The 14,997-nt window shown below is 74.2% G+C and carries 16 protein-coding genes; 8 read left to right on the plus strand and 8 right to left on the minus strand.

Annotated features, from left to right (window positions below):
• Positions 1 to 10: 10 nt before the first annotated feature.
• Genes GGE06_RS03455 through GGE06_RS03470 form a run of 4 tightly spaced genes read right to left on the minus strand, consistent with a single transcriptional unit; the run spans position 11 to position 3,477 of the window.
• A complete protein-coding gene (locus GGE06_RS03455; RefSeq protein WP_184929994.1) occupies positions 11 to 616 on the minus strand; it encodes a response regulator transcription factor in 606 nt (201 codons plus the stop codon).
• The gene (locus tag GGE06_RS03460) at positions 613 to 1,773 is read right to left on the minus strand and encodes a sensor histidine kinase (RefSeq protein ID WP_116161281.1); all 1,161 of its coding nucleotides are present in this window, start codon (positions 1,771 to 1,773) and stop codon (positions 613 to 615) included. Before GGE06_RS03460 ends, GGE06_RS03455 begins: the two co-directional genes overlap by 4 nt.
• Positions 1,774 to 1,783: 10 nt before the next feature.
• Positions 1,784 to 2,503, minus strand: coding sequence for an ABC transporter permease (locus GGE06_RS03465; protein ID WP_221517647.1), 720 nt, complete (start codon positions 2,501 to 2,503; stop codon positions 1,784 to 1,786).
• Complete coding sequence (locus GGE06_RS03470; RefSeq protein WP_184929995.1) at positions 2,500 to 3,477, minus strand: ABC transporter ATP-binding protein; 978 nt, start codon at positions 3,475 to 3,477, stop codon at positions 2,500 to 2,502. The genes GGE06_RS03465 and GGE06_RS03470 overlap by 4 nt, the downstream gene beginning before the upstream one ends.
• Positions 3,478 to 3,773: 296 nt before the next feature.
• On the opposite strand from GGE06_RS03470, the gene chsH3 reads away from it, so the two are divergent.
• The 3 genes from chsH3 to GGE06_RS03485 are packed head-to-tail and all read left to right on the plus strand — an operon-like array spanning position 3,774 to position 6,696.
• A complete protein-coding gene (chsH3, locus tag GGE06_RS03475; RefSeq protein ID WP_116161283.1) occupies positions 3,774 to 4,628 on the plus strand; it encodes an enoyl-CoA hydratase ChsH3 in 855 nt (284 codons plus the stop codon).
• A 33-nt stretch (positions 4,629 to 4,661) separates the two neighbouring features.
• Positions 4,662 to 5,738 carry a Zn-dependent alcohol dehydrogenase gene (locus GGE06_RS03480; RefSeq protein WP_116161284.1) on the plus strand — a complete coding sequence of 359 codons (1,077 nt, stop codon included), beginning with the start codon at positions 4,662 to 4,664 and terminating at the stop codon, positions 5,736 to 5,738.
• Between the two features lie 16 nt (positions 5,739 to 5,754).
• On the plus strand, positions 5,755 to 6,696 hold the full coding sequence (locus GGE06_RS03485; RefSeq protein WP_116161285.1) for a 3-oxoacyl-ACP reductase: 942 nt from the start codon (positions 5,755 to 5,757) through the stop codon (positions 6,694 to 6,696).
• A 79-nt stretch (positions 6,697 to 6,775) separates the two neighbouring features.
• Here the strand turns inward: GGE06_RS03485 and GGE06_RS43345 are convergent, their stop codons facing one another.
• Positions 6,776 to 6,898 carry a hypothetical protein gene (locus GGE06_RS43345; RefSeq protein ID WP_281402290.1) on the minus strand — a complete coding sequence of 41 codons (123 nt, stop codon included), beginning with the start codon at positions 6,896 to 6,898 and terminating at the stop codon, positions 6,776 to 6,778.
• Positions 6,899 to 6,945: 47 nt separating this feature from the next.
• A complete protein-coding gene (locus tag GGE06_RS03490) occupies positions 6,946 to 8,082 on the minus strand; it encodes a hypothetical protein (RefSeq protein WP_116161286.1) in 1,137 nt (378 codons plus the stop codon).
• A gap of 263 nt (positions 8,083 to 8,345) precedes the next feature.
• Between GGE06_RS03490 and GGE06_RS03495 the strand changes: the two genes are divergently transcribed.
• From GGE06_RS03495 to GGE06_RS03515, 5 genes are all read left to right on the plus strand, one after another.
• A complete protein-coding gene (locus GGE06_RS03495) occupies positions 8,346 to 9,380 on the plus strand; it encodes an ABC transporter substrate-binding protein (RefSeq protein WP_184929996.1) in 1,035 nt (344 codons plus the stop codon).
• Between the two features lie 58 nt (positions 9,381 to 9,438).
• Positions 9,439 to 10,257, plus strand: a complete 819-nt coding sequence (locus tag GGE06_RS03500; RefSeq protein ID WP_116161288.1) for a Nif3-like dinuclear metal center hexameric protein — start codon at positions 9,439 to 9,441, stop codon at positions 10,255 to 10,257.
• Positions 10,254 to 10,997: a zinc ribbon domain-containing protein gene (locus GGE06_RS03505; RefSeq protein WP_181924892.1), complete on the plus strand. Its 744-nt coding sequence runs from the start codon at positions 10,254 to 10,256 to the stop codon at positions 10,995 to 10,997. Before GGE06_RS03500 ends, GGE06_RS03505 begins: the two co-directional genes overlap by 4 nt.
• Positions 10,997 to 12,592 (plus strand): bifunctional RNase H/acid phosphatase, encoded by a 1,596-nt coding sequence (locus tag GGE06_RS03510; RefSeq protein WP_116161289.1) that lies wholly within the window; start codon positions 10,997 to 10,999, stop codon positions 12,590 to 12,592. Before GGE06_RS03505 ends, GGE06_RS03510 begins: the two co-directional genes overlap by 1 nt.
• A gap of 61 nt (positions 12,593 to 12,653) precedes the next feature.
• The gene (locus tag GGE06_RS03515) at positions 12,654 to 13,451 is read left to right on the plus strand and encodes a GNAT family N-acetyltransferase (RefSeq protein WP_184929997.1); all 798 of its coding nucleotides are present in this window, start codon (positions 12,654 to 12,656) and stop codon (positions 13,449 to 13,451) included.
• Here GGE06_RS03515 and eda read toward each other — a convergent pair.
• Both eda and yaaA read right to left on the minus strand, forming a co-directional pair.
• On the minus strand, positions 13,441 to 14,073 hold the full coding sequence (gene eda, locus GGE06_RS03520) for a bifunctional 4-hydroxy-2-oxoglutarate aldolase/2-dehydro-3-deoxy-phosphogluconate aldolase (RefSeq protein ID WP_184929998.1): 633 nt from the start codon (positions 14,071 to 14,073) through the stop codon (positions 13,441 to 13,443). The two genes, GGE06_RS03515 and eda, sit on opposite strands and share 11 nt — an antisense overlap.
• A gap of 67 nt (positions 14,074 to 14,140) precedes the next feature.
• Positions 14,141 to 14,908: a peroxide stress protein YaaA gene (yaaA, locus tag GGE06_RS03525; RefSeq protein ID WP_184929999.1), complete on the minus strand. Its 768-nt coding sequence runs from the start codon at positions 14,906 to 14,908 to the stop codon at positions 14,141 to 14,143.
• Positions 14,909 to 14,997 lie beyond the last annotated feature (89 nt).

The raw sequence follows: 14,997 nt of genomic DNA on the forward strand, positions 1-14,997 counted from the left end.
CCGGCGGGTATCACAGCCACCCCTGCTGCCGCGCCGCCCGCACCGCCTCCATCCTGTTCCGCGTGCCCGTCTTGCCGATCGCGGAGGAGAGGTAGTTGCGGACGGTGGACTCCGAGAGGTGGAGGGAGGCGGCGATGTCGGCGATCGTCGCGCCGTCGACGGAGGCGGCCAGGGCGTCCCGCTCGCGTCCCGTCAGGGGGTTCGGGCCCGCGCTGAGGGCCGCTGCCGCGAGGGCCGGGTCGATGACCGTCTCGCCGCGGAGCACCTGGCGCACCGCCTCGGCCAGGTCCTCCACGGGGCCGTCCTTCACGAGGAAGCCCGCCGCGCCCGCCTCCATCGCGCGGCGCAGGTAGCCGGGGCGGCCGAAGGTGGTGAGGATGAGGACCCGGCAGTCGGGGACCTCGTCCCGCAGGTCCGCCGCCGCGTCGAGGCCCGAGCGGCCGGGCAGCTCGATGTCGAGGAGGGCCACGTCGGGCCGGGCGACCAGGGCCGCGTCGACGATCTCGTCCCCGCGGCCGACCTGGGCGACGACCTCGATGTCGTGCTCCATCCCGAGCAGCAGGGCCAGCGCCCCGCGCATCATGCCCTGGTCCTCGGCGAGCAGCAGTCTGATCATTCCGTGGGCTCCCCCTCGTGCGGTACGGGGGTCTCCACGGGGAGTTCCGCGGTGACCCGGAACCCGCCCCGCGGAGCCGGTCCCGAGTCAAGAGTGCCGCCTGCCGCGGTGACCCGCTCGCGCAGGCCGCGCAGGCCGCTCCCCGGGGTGCCGGCGGCCGGGCCGCGGCCGTCGTCCGTGACGGTGAGCCGGACCCGGTCGGCGGTGCCGGAGAGGTCGATCTCGCAGCGGGAGGCGCCGGAGTGGCGGACGGCGTTCGTCGCCGACTCCCGTACGACCCAGCTGAGGAGGGCTTCTGTCTGGGGTTCGAGGAGCGGGCCCGAGCGGCGCACGACCGGTTCGATGCCGGCCGAGGAGAGGGCGTCCCTGGCCCGGTCCAGCTCGGTCGCGAGGCTTCCCTCGCGGTAGCCGGTCACCGCCTCCCTGATCTCGGTGAGCGCCTGACGGCCCACCGACTCGATGTCCGCGACCTGCGCCAGTGCCGCGTCCAGGTCGCGCGGGGCGAGCCGCCGGGCGGCCTCCGACTTCACCACGATCACCGACAGGGTGTGGCCGAGCAGGTCGTGCAGGTCGCGCGAGAACCGCAGCCGCTCCTTCTCGACGGCCGTCCTGGCCAGTTCCTCCCGGGTCGCCCGCAGCTCCCGGACCGTCTCGTCGAGCGTGAGGAGCGAGGCGGTCACCAGGACCGAGATGAACGTGCCGTACACGACGCCGATGGAGCCCCAGTCGTCCTTCCAGAGCGTCACCGCCCCCGCGGCGGCGACGAGCGGGAAGGCGATCAGGGGCAGCAGCCGGCCCCGCCGGACCACCGCGCCGACGGCGAGGCCCAGGAGCGGGAGGAGGAGCAGCCATGCGCGGCCGTAGCCGATGGCGAGCGCGAAGGCGACCGCGCCGAGGGCGGCGAGGAGCACCCAGGTCGCGGGGGCCTCGCGGCGCCGGCGGTCGAACGCGCGGAAGACGATCGCGATGTACAGGGAGTTGAAGGCGAGGAGGCCGAGGCCGCCGATCAGCGGGTTCGGCGCCTCGCCCGTGACGAGGTGGGAGAGGGCGCCCAGGCCCATGAGGAGCCAGGGGAGGAGGCTCGCTCCGGTCGGTCCCCCGTCGCCCCTCCGCCACCGTCGTGCCTTCACGGGCCGTCCCCACGCGCTGTCGGTCATGTGCACTGTCCTACACCGTCCTCGCCGAACGGCGGTACGAGACGGCCGCGTACGTCCCGAACAGCGCGGCCCAGCCGACGAGGACCGCGAGGGTCGCCCAGCCCGGAGCCGTGCCCTCCGCCATCGACACGCCCAGCTCCGCGAAGCGGTTCGTCGGGGTGAAGCCGGAGACCGTCTGGAGCCAGCCGGGGAAGAGGGAGATCGGGAACCACAGGCCGCCGAGGACCGCGAGTCCCAGGTTGGAGGCGACGTTGACGACGCCGGTGGTCTGGGCCGTGAGCTGGTAGCCGTTGCCGATGCCGAGCAGGGTGAAGGGCAGCGAGCCGAGCCAGAGGGTGAGGGCCACCAGGGCCCACTGCCAGGCGTCCATCCGAACGCCGTTGGCGAGGCCGCCCGCGAGCAGGACCCCGATGATGGCGGGGAGGACCACGACCGACCCGGTCAGCGCCCGGCCCGTCACGACCTGGCGGGGCGTCATGGGCGTGATCCGCAGCTGCCGCAGCCAGCCGGTGGACTTGTCCTCCGCCACGCCCGTACCGAGCGACAGGGCGGCGCCGAGCGCTCCGTACGCGGCCATGCCGACCATCGCGGCCTTCTTGTACGCGCTGTCGTCCACGCCGAGGTTGGTGAAGAGGAGGTACATCATGACCGGCACGCCGATCGTGGAGATGACGAAACCGATGTCGCGCAGGGTGCGGCGGACTTCGAGGCGTACGTACGCGGTGATCATCGGACCTGCTCCAGGTTCTTGGCCGTCAGGGAGAGGAAGGCGTCGTTGAGGGAGATCGGGGTGACTTCGAGGGACCGGATCGCGTCCCGCTCCGCGAGCGCGCGGACCGTGCCGTCGGAGTCGTCGGTCCGCAGCCGGGCCCGGTCGCCCCGCACCTCGTACGAGCTGACGCCCGGCAGCAGGCCCAGCCACTCCGTCGGGCCGCCCGCGAGGTCGAAGGAGACGAGGCTGCCGCCGGCCGCCCGCTTGAGCTCCTCGCTCGTGCCGGCGGCGAGGATCCGCCCGGAGTCGAGGACGACGATCCGGTCCGCGTGCTCGTCGGCCTCCTCCAGGTAGTGGGTGGAGAACAGGACGGTGTTGCCCCGGCGGGCGTAGCCGCGCATCGAGTCCCAGAACTCCTGCCGGGCCTCGACGTCGAGCGCGGCGGTCGGTTCGTCCAGGACGATCAGCTCCGGGTTCCCGACGAGCGAGACGGCGAAGCGGACCCGCTGGGTCTGGCCGCCGGAGAGCCGGTCGACGCGGCGGCCGGCCAGGTCGGTCAGGCCGGCGAGCGCGAGGGCCTCCGCGACCGGCATCGGCGCCGGGTAGGTGCGGGCGACGAAGGAGACCAGCTCGTGGACGGTGACGCGGGGGACCGGGCGGCCCTCCTGGAGCATCGCCCCGACCCGGCCGGCGGCCACGGCGCGGGAGGGGGAGCCGCCGAGGATCTCGACCCGTCCGGTGTCGGGCTCGTCGAGGCCGAGGAGCAGGGCGATGGTGGTGGACTTGCCGGCGCCGTTGCGCCCGAGGAGGGCGACGGTCTCGCCCCGCCGGACGGTGAGGTCGAGGCCGTCGACGGCGCGGACGGTGCCGAAGGTCTTGGTCGCGGCCCGGAAGGCGACCGCCGCCTCGCCGGAGGGGCGGTCCGCCGCGAGGTCTGCCGTGAGGTCCGTCGCGAGGTCTGCCGTGGGGTCTTTCGTGGGGTCCGTCTTCATGGGTACGACGCTACGGAGCGGGGGTCGGGGCGCGGCAGGCGTGGATGTACGGACCTGGCCGTGACAAATGTCCCGGGTGCCTTTCCCCGCCTGCCCCGCACGGTTTCTGACGTGTCGTCAGGAGTGTCGGCCGGGAGGGTTCACAACGCCTCCCGCCTCGGCTATACATGGGGTCCACCGACCTAGAACGCGTTCTAGAACGGGCGTGTACGGGACGGTCCCCGCACGGCCTCGGTGCGGCCGACGGTGCGGACGGCCGCACCGAGGTCTTCCAAGGAACGAGGAGCAGCAGCCCGATGCCCATCGACCCCGCCAAGGCCGTCGCCGCCGAACCCCGCAGCGCCGAGATCTCCTGGGACCACAAGGACGTCCAGCTCTACCACCTGGGCCTCGGGGCCGGCGTCCCGGCCACGGACCCGGACGAGCTCCGCTACACCCTGGAGTCCAGGCTCCACGTCCTGCCCAGCTTCGCCACCGTCGCGGGCGCCGGCATGGGCGTCGTCGGCGGGCTCTCCGCCCCCGGCATCGACATCGACCTCGCCGCCGTCCTGCACGGCGGCCAGTCGATCACCCTCCACCGCCCGCTGCCCACCGGCGGCCGCGCCGTCTCCACCTCCCGCGTCGCCGCCGTGTACGACAAGGGCAAGGCCGCCGTGCTCGTGCTGCGCTCCGAGGCCGCCGACGAGGACGGCCCGCTCTGGACCAGCGACGCCTCGATCTTCGTACGCGGCGAGGGCGGCTGGGGCGGCGACCGGGGCCCCTCCGAGCGCCTCGCGCTCCCGGACCGCGCGCCGGACGCCACCGTCGAGCGGCCGATCCGCGAGGAGCAGGCCCTGCTCTACCGGCTCTCCGGAGACTGGAACCCGCTCCACGCCGACCCCGAGTTCGCCAAGCTCGCCGGCTTCGACAAGCCGATCCTGCACGGCCTCTGCTCGTACGGCATGACCCTCAAGGCGGTCGTGGACACGCTGCTCGACGGGGACGTCACCCGCGTCCGCTCGTACCGCACGCGCTTCGCCGGGATCGTCTTCCCCGGCGAGACCCTGCGCATCCGGATGTGGGCCGGCGACGGCCGCGTCCAGGTGGCGGTGACGGCCGTGGAGCGCGACGACGCCCCGGTCCTCGCCGACACCCTCGTCGAACACTCGTAGATCTCGTAGACCCACTCCGGAGGGAGCCGCACCATGCGCGCAGCCGTACTGCACGAGATCGGCCAGGACAAACTCGAAGTCCTCGACGACGTCGAGGCGGTGGGCTTCGGCCCCGGAAAGGTGCGGATCCGGGTGCGGGCCACCGGCCTGTGCCACTCCGACGTCTCCGCGATGAGCGGCGTCCTCCCGCAGCCCGCCCCCTTCATCCCCGGCCACGAGGGCGCGGGCGAGATCCTCGACGTCGGCGACGGCGTCACCGGCCTCAGCCAGGGGCAGCGGGTCCTGCTCTGCTGGCTGCCCGCCTGCGGCAGCTGTCCCGCCTGCAAGCGCGGCCAGACCCAGCTGTGCCTGGCCGGCTTCATGAACGCCGGCACGCCCAACTTCAAGCGCCCCGGCGGAGACGTCTTCGGCTTCGCCGGCACCGGCACCTTCACCGAGGAGGTCGTCGTCGACGCGGGCTGCGCCGTCCCGATCCCCGACGACGTGCCCTTCGACATCGCGGCCCTCATCGGCTGCGGCGTCACCACCGGCCTCGGCGCCGCCATCAACACGGCCAAGGTGGAGGCCGGTTCGTCGGTCGCCGTCATCGGCTGCGGCGGCGTCGGCATCTCCGCGATCCAGGGCGCCAAGCTCCAGGGCGCCGCCCAGATCGTCGCCGTCGACCCCGTCGAGTCCCGCCGCGAGGCCGCGCTGAAGTTCGGCGCCACCGAGGCGGTCGCGCCCGACGCGCTCGCCGACGCCAGGCAGCGGATCACCGGCGGCGAGGGCTTCGACTACGTCTTCGAGGTCGTCGGCAAGTCCGCCACCGCGCGCACCGCGTACGAGACGACCCGCCGCGGCGGCACCCTCTGCGTCGTCGGCGCGGGCGCCCTCGACGACTTCCTCCAGCTCAACATGTTCGAGCTGTTCTTCGACGAGAAGCGGATCCTGCCCTCGATGTACGGGGGCGGGGACGTGCTCCGCTCGTACGAGCGCGCCATCGCGCTCTGGCGGGCCGGCCGCATCGACCTGGAGTCGCTGATCACCCACCGGGTGCCGCTGGCGGGCATCAACGAGGCCCTGGAGCAGATGCGGACCGGCGCGGCCCTCCGTACCTGCATCGAGATCTGAGAGGACGCGATCATCCATGTCACTCCCTCTTGAGGGACTGAGCGCGATCGTCACCGGCGCCGGGCGCGGTCTCGGCCGCGCCGAGGCCCTGGAACTGGCCCGGCTCGGCGCCGCCGTCGTCGTCAACGACTACGGGCAGCCCGGCCGCGACGGCTCCGGCGAGGCCTCCGCCGCACCCGCCGAGGAGGTCGCGGCGGAGATCCGCGCGGCGGGCGGCCGGGCGGTCGCGCACCTCGGCGACGTCTCCGACTTCGAGACGGCGCGGGCCCTGGTCGACCTGGCGGTGGCCGAGTTCGGGAAGCTGGACGTCCTGGTCAACAACGCGGGCATCCTGCGCGACCGGATGGTCTTCTCGATGAGCGAGGACGAGTGGGACTCGGTCATCCGGGTCCACCTCAAGGGCCACTTCAACACCACCCACTTCGCGGCGGTGCACTGGCGGGGCCGCGCCAAGGCGGGCGAGACCGGCGTCTACGGCCGCATCGTCAACACCTCCTCGGAGGCCTTCCTCGCGGGCTCGGCCGGCCAGCCGAACTACGCGGCGGCCAAGGGCGGCATCGTGGGCCTGACGACCTCGTCGGCGCTCGCGCTCGCCCGGTACGGCGTGACCGCCAACGCGATCTGCCCGCGGGCCAGGACGCGCATGACGGAGGACGTCTTCGCGGGCTTCGGGGAGCCGGGGGAGGGCGAGCTCGACCCGCTGTCCCCGGACCACGTGGCGCCGCTCGTCGGCTACCTGGCGTCCCCGGCGGCGGCCGGGGTCAACGGGCAGCTGCTCGTCGTGCACGGCGGGATGGTGGCGGTCGTGGACCGGCCGAAGGTCTCCGCCAAGTTCGACACGGCCAAGGAGGCGTTCACGTACGAGGAACTGGACTCCCTCCTGACCCCGCACTACGCGTCCCGCCCGGCGGGCGAGACCTTCGCCGCGACGGAGGTGCTGGGTCTGAAGAGGGGCTGAGCCACGGGGGTGGCGGTGGGGAAGGCGAAGGGCCCCGGGATCGATCCCGGGGCCCTTCGCTTCCTGCGCTTCTTCCGTGCTACTCGGTCTCGCGGCGGTGCCGGCCGTGCGGCGAGGACGTGGAGTCCTCCACCGGGGACGCCTCGCCGCGGTGCTTCCCGGAGCCGTGCGACTCCGTACCCTGCGTGCTTGCTTCGGACATTCCTGAACTCACCCCGTAGGTCTTGCTCTTGCTGTGCGGCCGTGAGTCTAACGAGCCGGTCCGCGGTCCGTCAGAGGCGCCTGCTGCAAGGGCACGGGGCGGCACACCCGGGGCTCCTCGACGACCGTCGCCGGTTCGGGTTCCGGTTCGGGTTCCGGCGGCATCTCCAGGCCGGCGAGCCCGCAGGGCACCCCGTCCGTCGCGTACGGCAGCCGCAGCACGCCCTCGGCCGTCCACAGGCCCGCCCCGGCCAGCCACCCCTGGGGCGCCGCCAGCTGGGCCATCCGGCGGGACGAGGGCTGCCAGACGCCCACCCAGCTGCCGCCCGCCGCGTCGATCCGCAGCGCGACCGCGCAGCTCTCCGGCATCAGCACCTGCCCCGGCTGCACCGCGAACGGCGTCACCGCCGCGTCGTCGAGCCGCAGGCACTCGGGGAACCGCACCGGCAGCAGGCTCCCGAGCACCCCCCAGCCCAGCCGGTCGTGACCCGGAGCGTCGGAGCGGATCAGGAGCAGTCCGCTGTCCGGGTCGGCGAGCAGCAGCCGGTCGTCGCTGTCCTCGGTGATCTGGAGCAGCGGCGTCACCTCCCCGCCCCGCTCCAGGTCCACGGCGACCGCCTTCACCGGCCCGTCGCCGAGCCGCCGGTCGAGCGCGAGCATCCGGCCGGTGCGGTCGAGCCACACCCCGCCCGTGCAGCGGCCCTTGACCTCCGCCACCCTCTCCGGACCGAAGGCCCCGCCCGCCACCAGCCACAGCGTCGTGGTGTCGGGGCCGACGCACATCGCGTACGCGCAGATGCCGTCCGGCGAGGGCGGGAGCAGCACCAGGTGCTCGGAGCCGGGCGCCTCCACCGAGCCGAGCCGGAGCTCGCCGGTGGCCGGGCCGGTGGGGTAGAGCAGCGAGAACGTGTTCCGCCGCCCGTCCACGCGGCGGGCGACGAGGACCCGGCCGTCCGCGAGGGGCAGCAGCTGGGTGCCCCGCTCCTCGGGCTGGTCGAGGGGGAGCGGTACGGCGTACGGCTCGGGGCCGTCGAGCGTCCAGCGCTCCACGTACAGGGCGTCACCGGCGCCCGCGAGCCTGGCCGCGTACGCGCCGTTGGCCGTGATCGTGAACCCCGCCGGCCAGGCCGCACCGGGGTCGCGGTCGTCGTCCTCGGCCGTGGTCTCGATGGCACACGCTGTCATCGACTCGTCACCTCCAGCCACGAAGCTAGTTTTCGCACTTCCAGCCGAACAACACGAGCAGGGTCACTTCACACATAAGGGTGGCCGTCCGGCGGTTCGGCTGAGCGGGAGGGGGCGGTTGTGCTGGAGTGGCCCATGGTGAGTAAGGTAAGGCGAACCTAAGTGGAGGTGTCGCCTCCGCCGGGCCGTGCCCGCACGGGCAGTCGGACCGTGCCCGTTTCCACGCAAGTCCCCGCCAGGACGACCCGTACAGGAGCCTTCTCATGTCCTTCCGCCGCCGCGGCACCGCCGCCGCCGTCGCCCTCGCCGCCGCGCTCTCGCTCGCGGCCTGCGGAGGCGGCGACGGGAGCTCCGACTCCGCGAAGAAGGAGGACACGGCCAAGAAGAAGGACGTCGCCACCGGCGGCAAGGACTTCGGCGACGCCGCCGCCAAGACCGCCGCCATGGGCACCGACGCGAAGCCGGGCCAGTTCCCCCGCACCCTCACCCACGCCCTCGGCAGGACCGAGATCCCGGCCGCGCCCAAGCGGGTCGTCGTCCTCGACGTCGGCGAGCTCGACAACGTCGTCTCCCTCGGCATCAAGCCCGTCGGCTACGCCCCCTCCGAAGGCGACGACGGCATCCCCGGCTACCTGAAGAAGGACGCCGGCACCCCCAAGTCCGTCGGCACCATCAACAACCTCAACCTGGAGGCCATCGCCAACCTCCAGCCCGACCTCATCCTCGGCAGCCAGCTGCGCGCCGCCGACAAGTACGACGAGCTGTCGAAGATCGCGCCGACCGTGTTCTCCATCCGCCCCGGCTTCACGTGGAAGGAGAACTACCTGCTCAACGCCGCCGCGCTCGACAGGACCGCCGAGGCGAAGACGAAGCTCGCCGCGTACGAGACCAAGGCGAAGCAGCTGGGTGCGGACATCGGCCCGAACAAGCCGACCGTCTCCATGGTCCGCTACCTCCCCGGCAAGATCCGCCTCTACGCCAGGGCCTCCTTCATCGGCACGATCCTGGAGGACGCCGGCCTGCCCCGGCCGAAGAACCAGCAGATCGACGAGCTGGCGGCCGAGATCAGCCCCGAGAAGATCGACGAGGCCGACGCCGACTGGATCTTCACCGGCGTCTACGGCGACGCCAAGGCCACCAAGAAGGACACCGCCCAGGCCAACCCGCTCTGGAAGAACCTCAAGGCCGTCAAGGCCGGCCGGGCCAAGGACGTCCCCGACGAGACCTGGTACCTCGGCCTCGGCGTCACCGCGGCGAACAGCGTCCTCGACGACCTGCGCGGGGACCTGGTCGAGTAAGGCGGAGTCGTCCACGGGTCAGGACGACGGGGCACGGGGGGCAGGTAGCCTTTCCCTCGTGCCCCGTCTGTCTGAAGTCATCGCCGAGCTCGACGCCCTCTGGCCACCAGAGCGAGCCGAGTCCTGGGACGCCGTCGGCACCGTCTGCGGCGACCCCGACGCCGAGATCACCCGCGTGCTCTTCGCCGTCGACCCCGTCCAGGACATCGCCGACGAGGCGATCGCCCTCGGCGCCGACCTGATCGTCACCCACCACCCGCTCTACCTGCGCGGTACGACGACGGTCGCGGCCGGCCACTTCAAGGGCCGCGTCGTGCACACGCTCATCAAGCACGACATCGCCCTCCACGTCGCGCACACCAACGCCGACACCGCCGACCCCGGCGTCTCCGACGCCCTCGCCGGCGCGCTCGACCTCCGGGTCACCGGCCCCCTGGTCCCCGAGAACAACCTCGGCCGGATCTGCGAGCTCGACCGCCCCGAGACCCTCGCCGAGTTCGCCGCCCGCGCGGCGAAGCGGCTGCCCGCCACCGCGCAGGGCATCCGGGTCGCCGGCGACCCCGGCATGACCGTCCGCCGCGTCGCCGTCAGCGGCGGCTCCGGCGACAGCCTCTTCGGCGCCGTGCGCGCCGCGGGCGTCGACGCCTTCCTCACCGCGGACCTGCGCCACCACCCGGTCTCCGAGGCCACCCAGCAGTCGCCCCTGGGCCTGGTGGACGCCGCGCACTGGGCCACCGAATGGCCCTGGTGCGAGCAGGCCGCCGCCCAGCTCGACGAGATTTCCGACCGCCACGGCTGGGACCTCCGCGTCCACGTCTCGAAGACGGTCACCGACCCCTGGTCCTCCCACCACACCTCTCCTGGAGCCCCCAACTGAACGCCGCGCCCGCCGACCAGATCCGCCTCCTCGACGTCCAGGCCCTGGACGTCCGCCTCCAGCAGCTCGCCCACAAGCGCCGCTCGCTGCCCGAGCACGCCGAGATCGAGGCGCTGACCAAGGACCTCACCCAGCTGCGCGACCTGCTCGTCGCCGCGCAGACCGAGGAGAGCGACTGCGGCCGCGAGCAGACCAAGGCCGAGCAGGACGTCGACCAGGTCCGCCAGCGCGCCGCGCGCGACCAGCAGCGGCTCGACTCCGGCGCCGTCTCCTCCCCGAAGGACCTGGAGAACCTCCAGCGCGAGATCGTCTCCCTCGCCAAGCGCCAGGGCGACCTGGAGGAGATCGTCCTCGAGGTCATGGAGCGCCGCGAGTCCGCGCAGGAGCGCCTCAAGGAGCTGACCGAGCGCGTCGCCGCCGTGCAGACCAAGGTGGACGACGCGACCGCGCGCCGCGACGCCGCGCAGGCCGAGCTGGACACCGAGTCCGCCTCCGTCGCCAAGGAGCGCGAGCTCGTCGCGGGCTCCGTCCCGGCCGACCTGATCAAGCTGTACGAGAAGCTGCGCGAGCAGCAGGGCGGCGTCGGCGCGGCCCGGCTGTACCAGCGCAAGTGCGAGGGCTGCCACATCGAGCTCAACATCACCGAGCTCAACGAGGTCCGCGCCGCCGCGGCGGACACGGTCGTCCGCTGCGAGAACTGCCGCCGGATCCTCGTCCGCACCTCGGAGTCCGGCCTGTAATGCGCGAGCTCGTGGTCGAGGCGGACGGCGGCTCCCGGGGCAACCCGGGACCCGCCGGGTACGGCGCGGTCGTCCTCGACCCGGCGACGGGGGAGACCCTCGCGGAGGCCGCCGAGTACATCGGCGTGGCCACGAACAACGTCGCCGAGTACAAGGGCCTGGTGGCGGGCCTGAAGGCGGCCCGGGAACTCTTCCCGGACGCCGCCGTCCACGTCCGGATGGACTCCAAGCTGGTCGTCGAGCAGATGTCCGGCCGCTGGAAGATCAAGCACCCGGACATGAAGCCGCTCGCGGCCGAGGCCGCCCGCGTCTTCCCACCGGGACGGGTCCGCTACGAGTGGATCCCGCGCGAGCGGAACAAGCACGCGGACCGGCTCGCGAACGAGGCGATGGACGCGGGCAAGCGCGGCCGCCAGTGGGAGCCGTCGGCCTCCACGGCCGGCCTGGACGCCGCAGCCGCCCGCAACGCCGCGGCCCCGCCCCCGTCGGGCCCGCCCGGCGACGCGACGGCGGGCGCGGCGATGGCGCGCGCGGCGCTGACGGGCACGGCTGCGGCGGTCTCCACCACGGGTACGGGCTCCGGCGCCTGGCCGGGCGGCGTGTCGCGCCCGACGGCCCCGGACACCGCGCCCGACGACGGCCTGTTCGCCGCTGAGGAGGCCGTCGCGGCCTCGGTCGCCTCCGGCGACTTCGAGGCGGCGGCGGGCGCACTGGCCCCGGTGGGCCACGCGGCGCGGACGCACGCGCCGGCGACCGGCGGCCCGGCGACCCGCGCCGAGACGCCGGACGCGAGCGCCGAGCCCGGCGCGCCCGCGCAGACCGGCGCCGCTGCGGCACCGGCCGGTCTCGCAGTGACGCCCGGGGCCGCTGTCGCGCCCCCGCAGGCCCGCACCACCCCGCCCGCGCGGGCCGCCGCCCCGTCCGCGCAGAGCGGTGCCGCCCCCCGCCAAGGCTGGTCCGGCCCCGACATGGGCGCGCCCGCCACCTTCGTGCTGCTCCGGCACGGGGAGACCGCGCTCACGCCCGAGAAGCGGTTCTCGGGGAGCGGGGGGAGCGATCCCGAGCTGTCGGCGGCCGGGACACGGCAGGCCGAGGCCGTCGCCGAGGCGCTCGCCGCGCGCGGCACGATCCAGGAGATCGTCAGTTCGCCGCTCGCCCGCTGCCGCCAGACCGCCGGTGCCGTCGCCGCCCGGCTCGGTCTCGACGTGCGGATCGAGCAGGGCCTGCGGGAGACCGACTTCGGCGCCTGGGAGGGCCTGACGTTCGGTGAGGTCCGCGAGCGGTACCCGGAGGACCTCGACGCCTGGCTGGCCTCGCCGAAGGCCGCGCCGACCGGCGGGGGCGAGAGCTTCGCGACCGTCGCCCGGCGCGTCGCCGCGACCCGGGACCGGCTGACCGCCGCGTACGCGGGCCGTACGGTCCTCCTCGTCACCCACGTCACGCCGATCAAGACCCTGGTCCGGCTCGCGCTCGGCGCCCCGCCGGAGTCGCTGTTCCGGATGGAGCTGTCGGCCGCCTCGATCTCGGCCGTGGCCTACTACGCCGACGGCAACGCCTCGGTACGGCTCCTCAACGACACCTCGCACCTGCGGTAAGCGTGAGGCAGGCGAGCGAAACCGCTGGCGCGTCCCCCGGCCCCGTACCACCATCGCCCGCATGACGTGGTCCTTCACCGACAGCGCCGCCGCCTTCCGGGCCGCCGCCGCCGAGCACCTCGCCGCCGACCCCGCCCGCAACACCGCCGTGCTCACGCTCATGGACGCGGCGGGGCGGCTCGGCTGGTGGGAGGAGGCGGACGGCCGGGTCACCGGCGCCCTCGTCGTGTCGCCGCCCGGCGTGTCCGCCTTCGGGGCCATGACGGAGGAGGCCGCCCGGGCGCTCCGGTTCCCCGGGGGCCGGGCGCCGACCGAGGTGCGCGGCGAGACGGCCGCCGTCGAGGCGTACGCGGCGGCCACCGGCCGCCCCTGGACGCCCACCGTACGGATGAGGCTCTTCCGGCTCGGCGAGCTGACCCCGCCGGACCCGGCCCCGGCCGGCCGCGCACGGCTCGCCGACGGGGCAGACGTCCCGCTCGTCGCCGCCTGGACGCGGGAGTTCGCGGTGGCGATCGGCGACGAGCCCGCCGAGGACTACACCGGCTTCGTCACCGAGCGGATCTCCGAGGGACGCCTCTGGCTCTGGGAGGGGCCCGACGACCGCCCGGTCTCGATGGCCGCCGTCTCCCGCACGATCGAGGGCCAGGCCCGCGTCCACCTCGTCTACACCCCGCCCGCCGAGCGCGGCCGCGGGTACGCCGCCGGCGCCACCGAGGCCGTCAGCCGGGCCGCGCTCGACGCCGGGGCGCCGCAGGTCCTGCTCTTCACGGACCTGGCCAACCCCACCAGCAACGCCCTCTACCAGCGCCTCGGCTACCGCCCCGTCACCGACCACCTGGGCGCGAGGTTCAGCGGCTGACCAGGGCCGCCCCGCGCGCGAGGGACTCCACGCGCCCCCAGTCGCGGGCGGCGAGGGCGGCGGGCGGCAGCATCCACGTACCGCCGACGCAGCGGACGTTCGGCAGGGCGAGGTAGGCGGGGGCGGAGGCGAGGGAGACGCCGCCCGTGGGGCAGAAGCGGGCCCGGGGCAGCGGGCCCGCGAGGGACTTCAGATACGGGACGCCGCCCGCCGCCTCCGCCGGGAAGAACTTCATGTCCTCCACCCCGCGTTCGATCAGGGCCACGACCTCCGAGGCCGTCGAGACCCCCGGCAGGAACGGCAGGCCCGAGTCCCGCATCGCGCCGAGCAGCCGCTCGGTCCACCCCGGGCCGACCAGGAACCGCGCCCCGGCGCCCACCGCGTCCGCGACTCCGGCCGGCGAGACGACCGTGCCGGCGCCGACGACCGCCTCCGGCACCTCGGCCGCGATCGCGCGGACGGCGTCGAGCGCGGCCGGGGTGCGCAGGGTGACCTCGATCAGCGGGAGGCCGCCGGCCACCAGGGCCCGCGCGAGGGGCACGGCGTCGGCGGCGTCCTCGATCACGACGACGGGGACGACGGGGCATTCCGGGGCGAGGTCGAACACGCTCGTCGGGGACATGGGCGTCATCCTGCCCAGGACGAGCGAGACCCGCAACGAGCGTTGCGGAGAATGCAACGACGGGCGGCTAGTGGATCTCGTCCACCAGCACGTCGAGCGCCCCCGCCTTCCCGCCCTCCTCCACCACGTACTGCAGATCCCGCAAGGCCTCCGCCAGCTCCGCCGGCGAACCCGGCTCCGCGCCCGCCTCCAGGAGGCTCCGCACGATCCGGCCCTTCGTCGCCTTGTTGAAGTGGCTGACGACCTTCCGCGTCGGCGCGTGCAGCACCCGCACCGTCGCCGTCCGGGCCGCGACCTCGCCCTTCGGCTTCCACGCCGACGCGTACGCCGAGGAGCGCAGGTCCAGGACGAGACCGTCCCCGGCGGCCTCCGGCAGCACCGAGGCCATCGCGCCGCGCCAGTGCGCGCCGAGCGCGCCGAGACCCGGCAGCTTGACCCCCATCGAGCAGCGGTACGACGGGATCCGGTCCGTCACCTTCACGGCGCCCCACAGCCCCGAGAACACGAGCAGCGAGCTCCCCGCCCGCTTCGTGGCCGCCGCGTCCAGGGACGCCAGACCCAGCGCGTCGTACAGCACGCCCGTGTAGATCTCCCCGGCCGGACGCGCACCCGCCGTCCGCAGCTCCGTGTTCTTCGCGACCTCGCCGCGCAGCCCCTCGCTCAGGCCGAGCACCTCGCGCGCCTTCTCCTCGTCGGCGGCGCACAGCTCGACCAGCTCGTCCAGGACCGCCGCGCGCGCCTCCGCGAGACCCGGCAGGGACAGCGACTCCGGCTTGAGCGGCGCCCCGCGCCCCGAGGAGGCCTTGCCTTCGGAGGGCGGCAACAGCACGAGCACGGTGGTTCTCCTTCGTCCGTACGGGGATGGGGGTGCGGCCCCGACGGTCCAGCGTACGAGGTCCGGGCCGCGCCCCCCGTCCACGTTCG

The organism is Streptomyces nymphaeiformis (assembly GCF_014203895.1).
GTDB lineage: Bacteria > Actinomycetota > Actinomycetes > Streptomycetales > Streptomycetaceae > Streptomyces > Streptomyces nymphaeiformis.

Excerpts from the sequence above, each read along its gene's own strand:
- GGE06_RS03480 (WP_116161284.1), top strand. The coding sequence starts at position 4,662 with ATGCGCGCAGCCGTACTGCACGAGATCGGCCAGGACAAACTCGAAGTC.
- GGE06_RS03455 (WP_184929994.1), bottom strand. The coding sequence starts at position 616 with ATGATCAGACTGCTGCTCGCCGAGGACCAGGGCATGATGCGCGGGGCG.
- GGE06_RS03485 (WP_116161285.1), top strand. The coding sequence starts at position 5,755 with ATGTCACTCCCTCTTGAGGGACTGAGCGCGATCGTCACCGGCGCCGGG.
- GGE06_RS03465 (WP_221517647.1), bottom strand. The coding sequence starts at position 2,503 with ATGATCACCGCGTACGTACGCCTCGAAGTCCGCCGCACCCTGCGCGAC.
- GGE06_RS03490 (WP_116161286.1), bottom strand. The coding sequence starts at position 8,082 with ATGACAGCGTGTGCCATCGAGACCACGGCCGAGGACGACGACCGCGAC.
- GGE06_RS03515 (WP_184929997.1), top strand. The coding sequence starts at position 12,654 with ATGACGTGGTCCTTCACCGACAGCGCCGCCGCCTTCCGGGCCGCCGCC.
- chsH3 (WP_116161283.1), top strand. The coding sequence starts at position 3,774 with ATGCCCATCGACCCCGCCAAGGCCGTCGCCGCCGAACCCCGCAGCGCC.
- GGE06_RS03470 (WP_184929995.1), bottom strand. The coding sequence starts at position 3,477 with ATGAAGACGGACCCCACGAAAGACCCCACGGCAGACCTCGCGACGGAC.
- GGE06_RS43345 (WP_281402290.1), bottom strand. The coding sequence starts at position 6,898 with ATGTCCGAAGCAAGCACGCAGGGTACGGAGTCGCACGGCTCCGGGAAG.
- GGE06_RS03460 (WP_116161281.1), bottom strand. The coding sequence starts at position 1,773 with ATGACCGACAGCGCGTGGGGACGGCCCGTGAAGGCACGACGGTGGCGG.
- eda (WP_184929998.1), bottom strand. The coding sequence starts at position 14,073 with ATGTCCCCGACGAGCGTGTTCGACCTCGCCCCGGAATGCCCCGTCGTC.
- GGE06_RS03510 (WP_116161289.1), top strand. The coding sequence starts at position 10,997 with ATGCGCGAGCTCGTGGTCGAGGCGGACGGCGGCTCCCGGGGCAACCCG.
- GGE06_RS03495 (WP_184929996.1), top strand. The coding sequence starts at position 8,346 with ATGTCCTTCCGCCGCCGCGGCACCGCCGCCGCCGTCGCCCTCGCCGCC.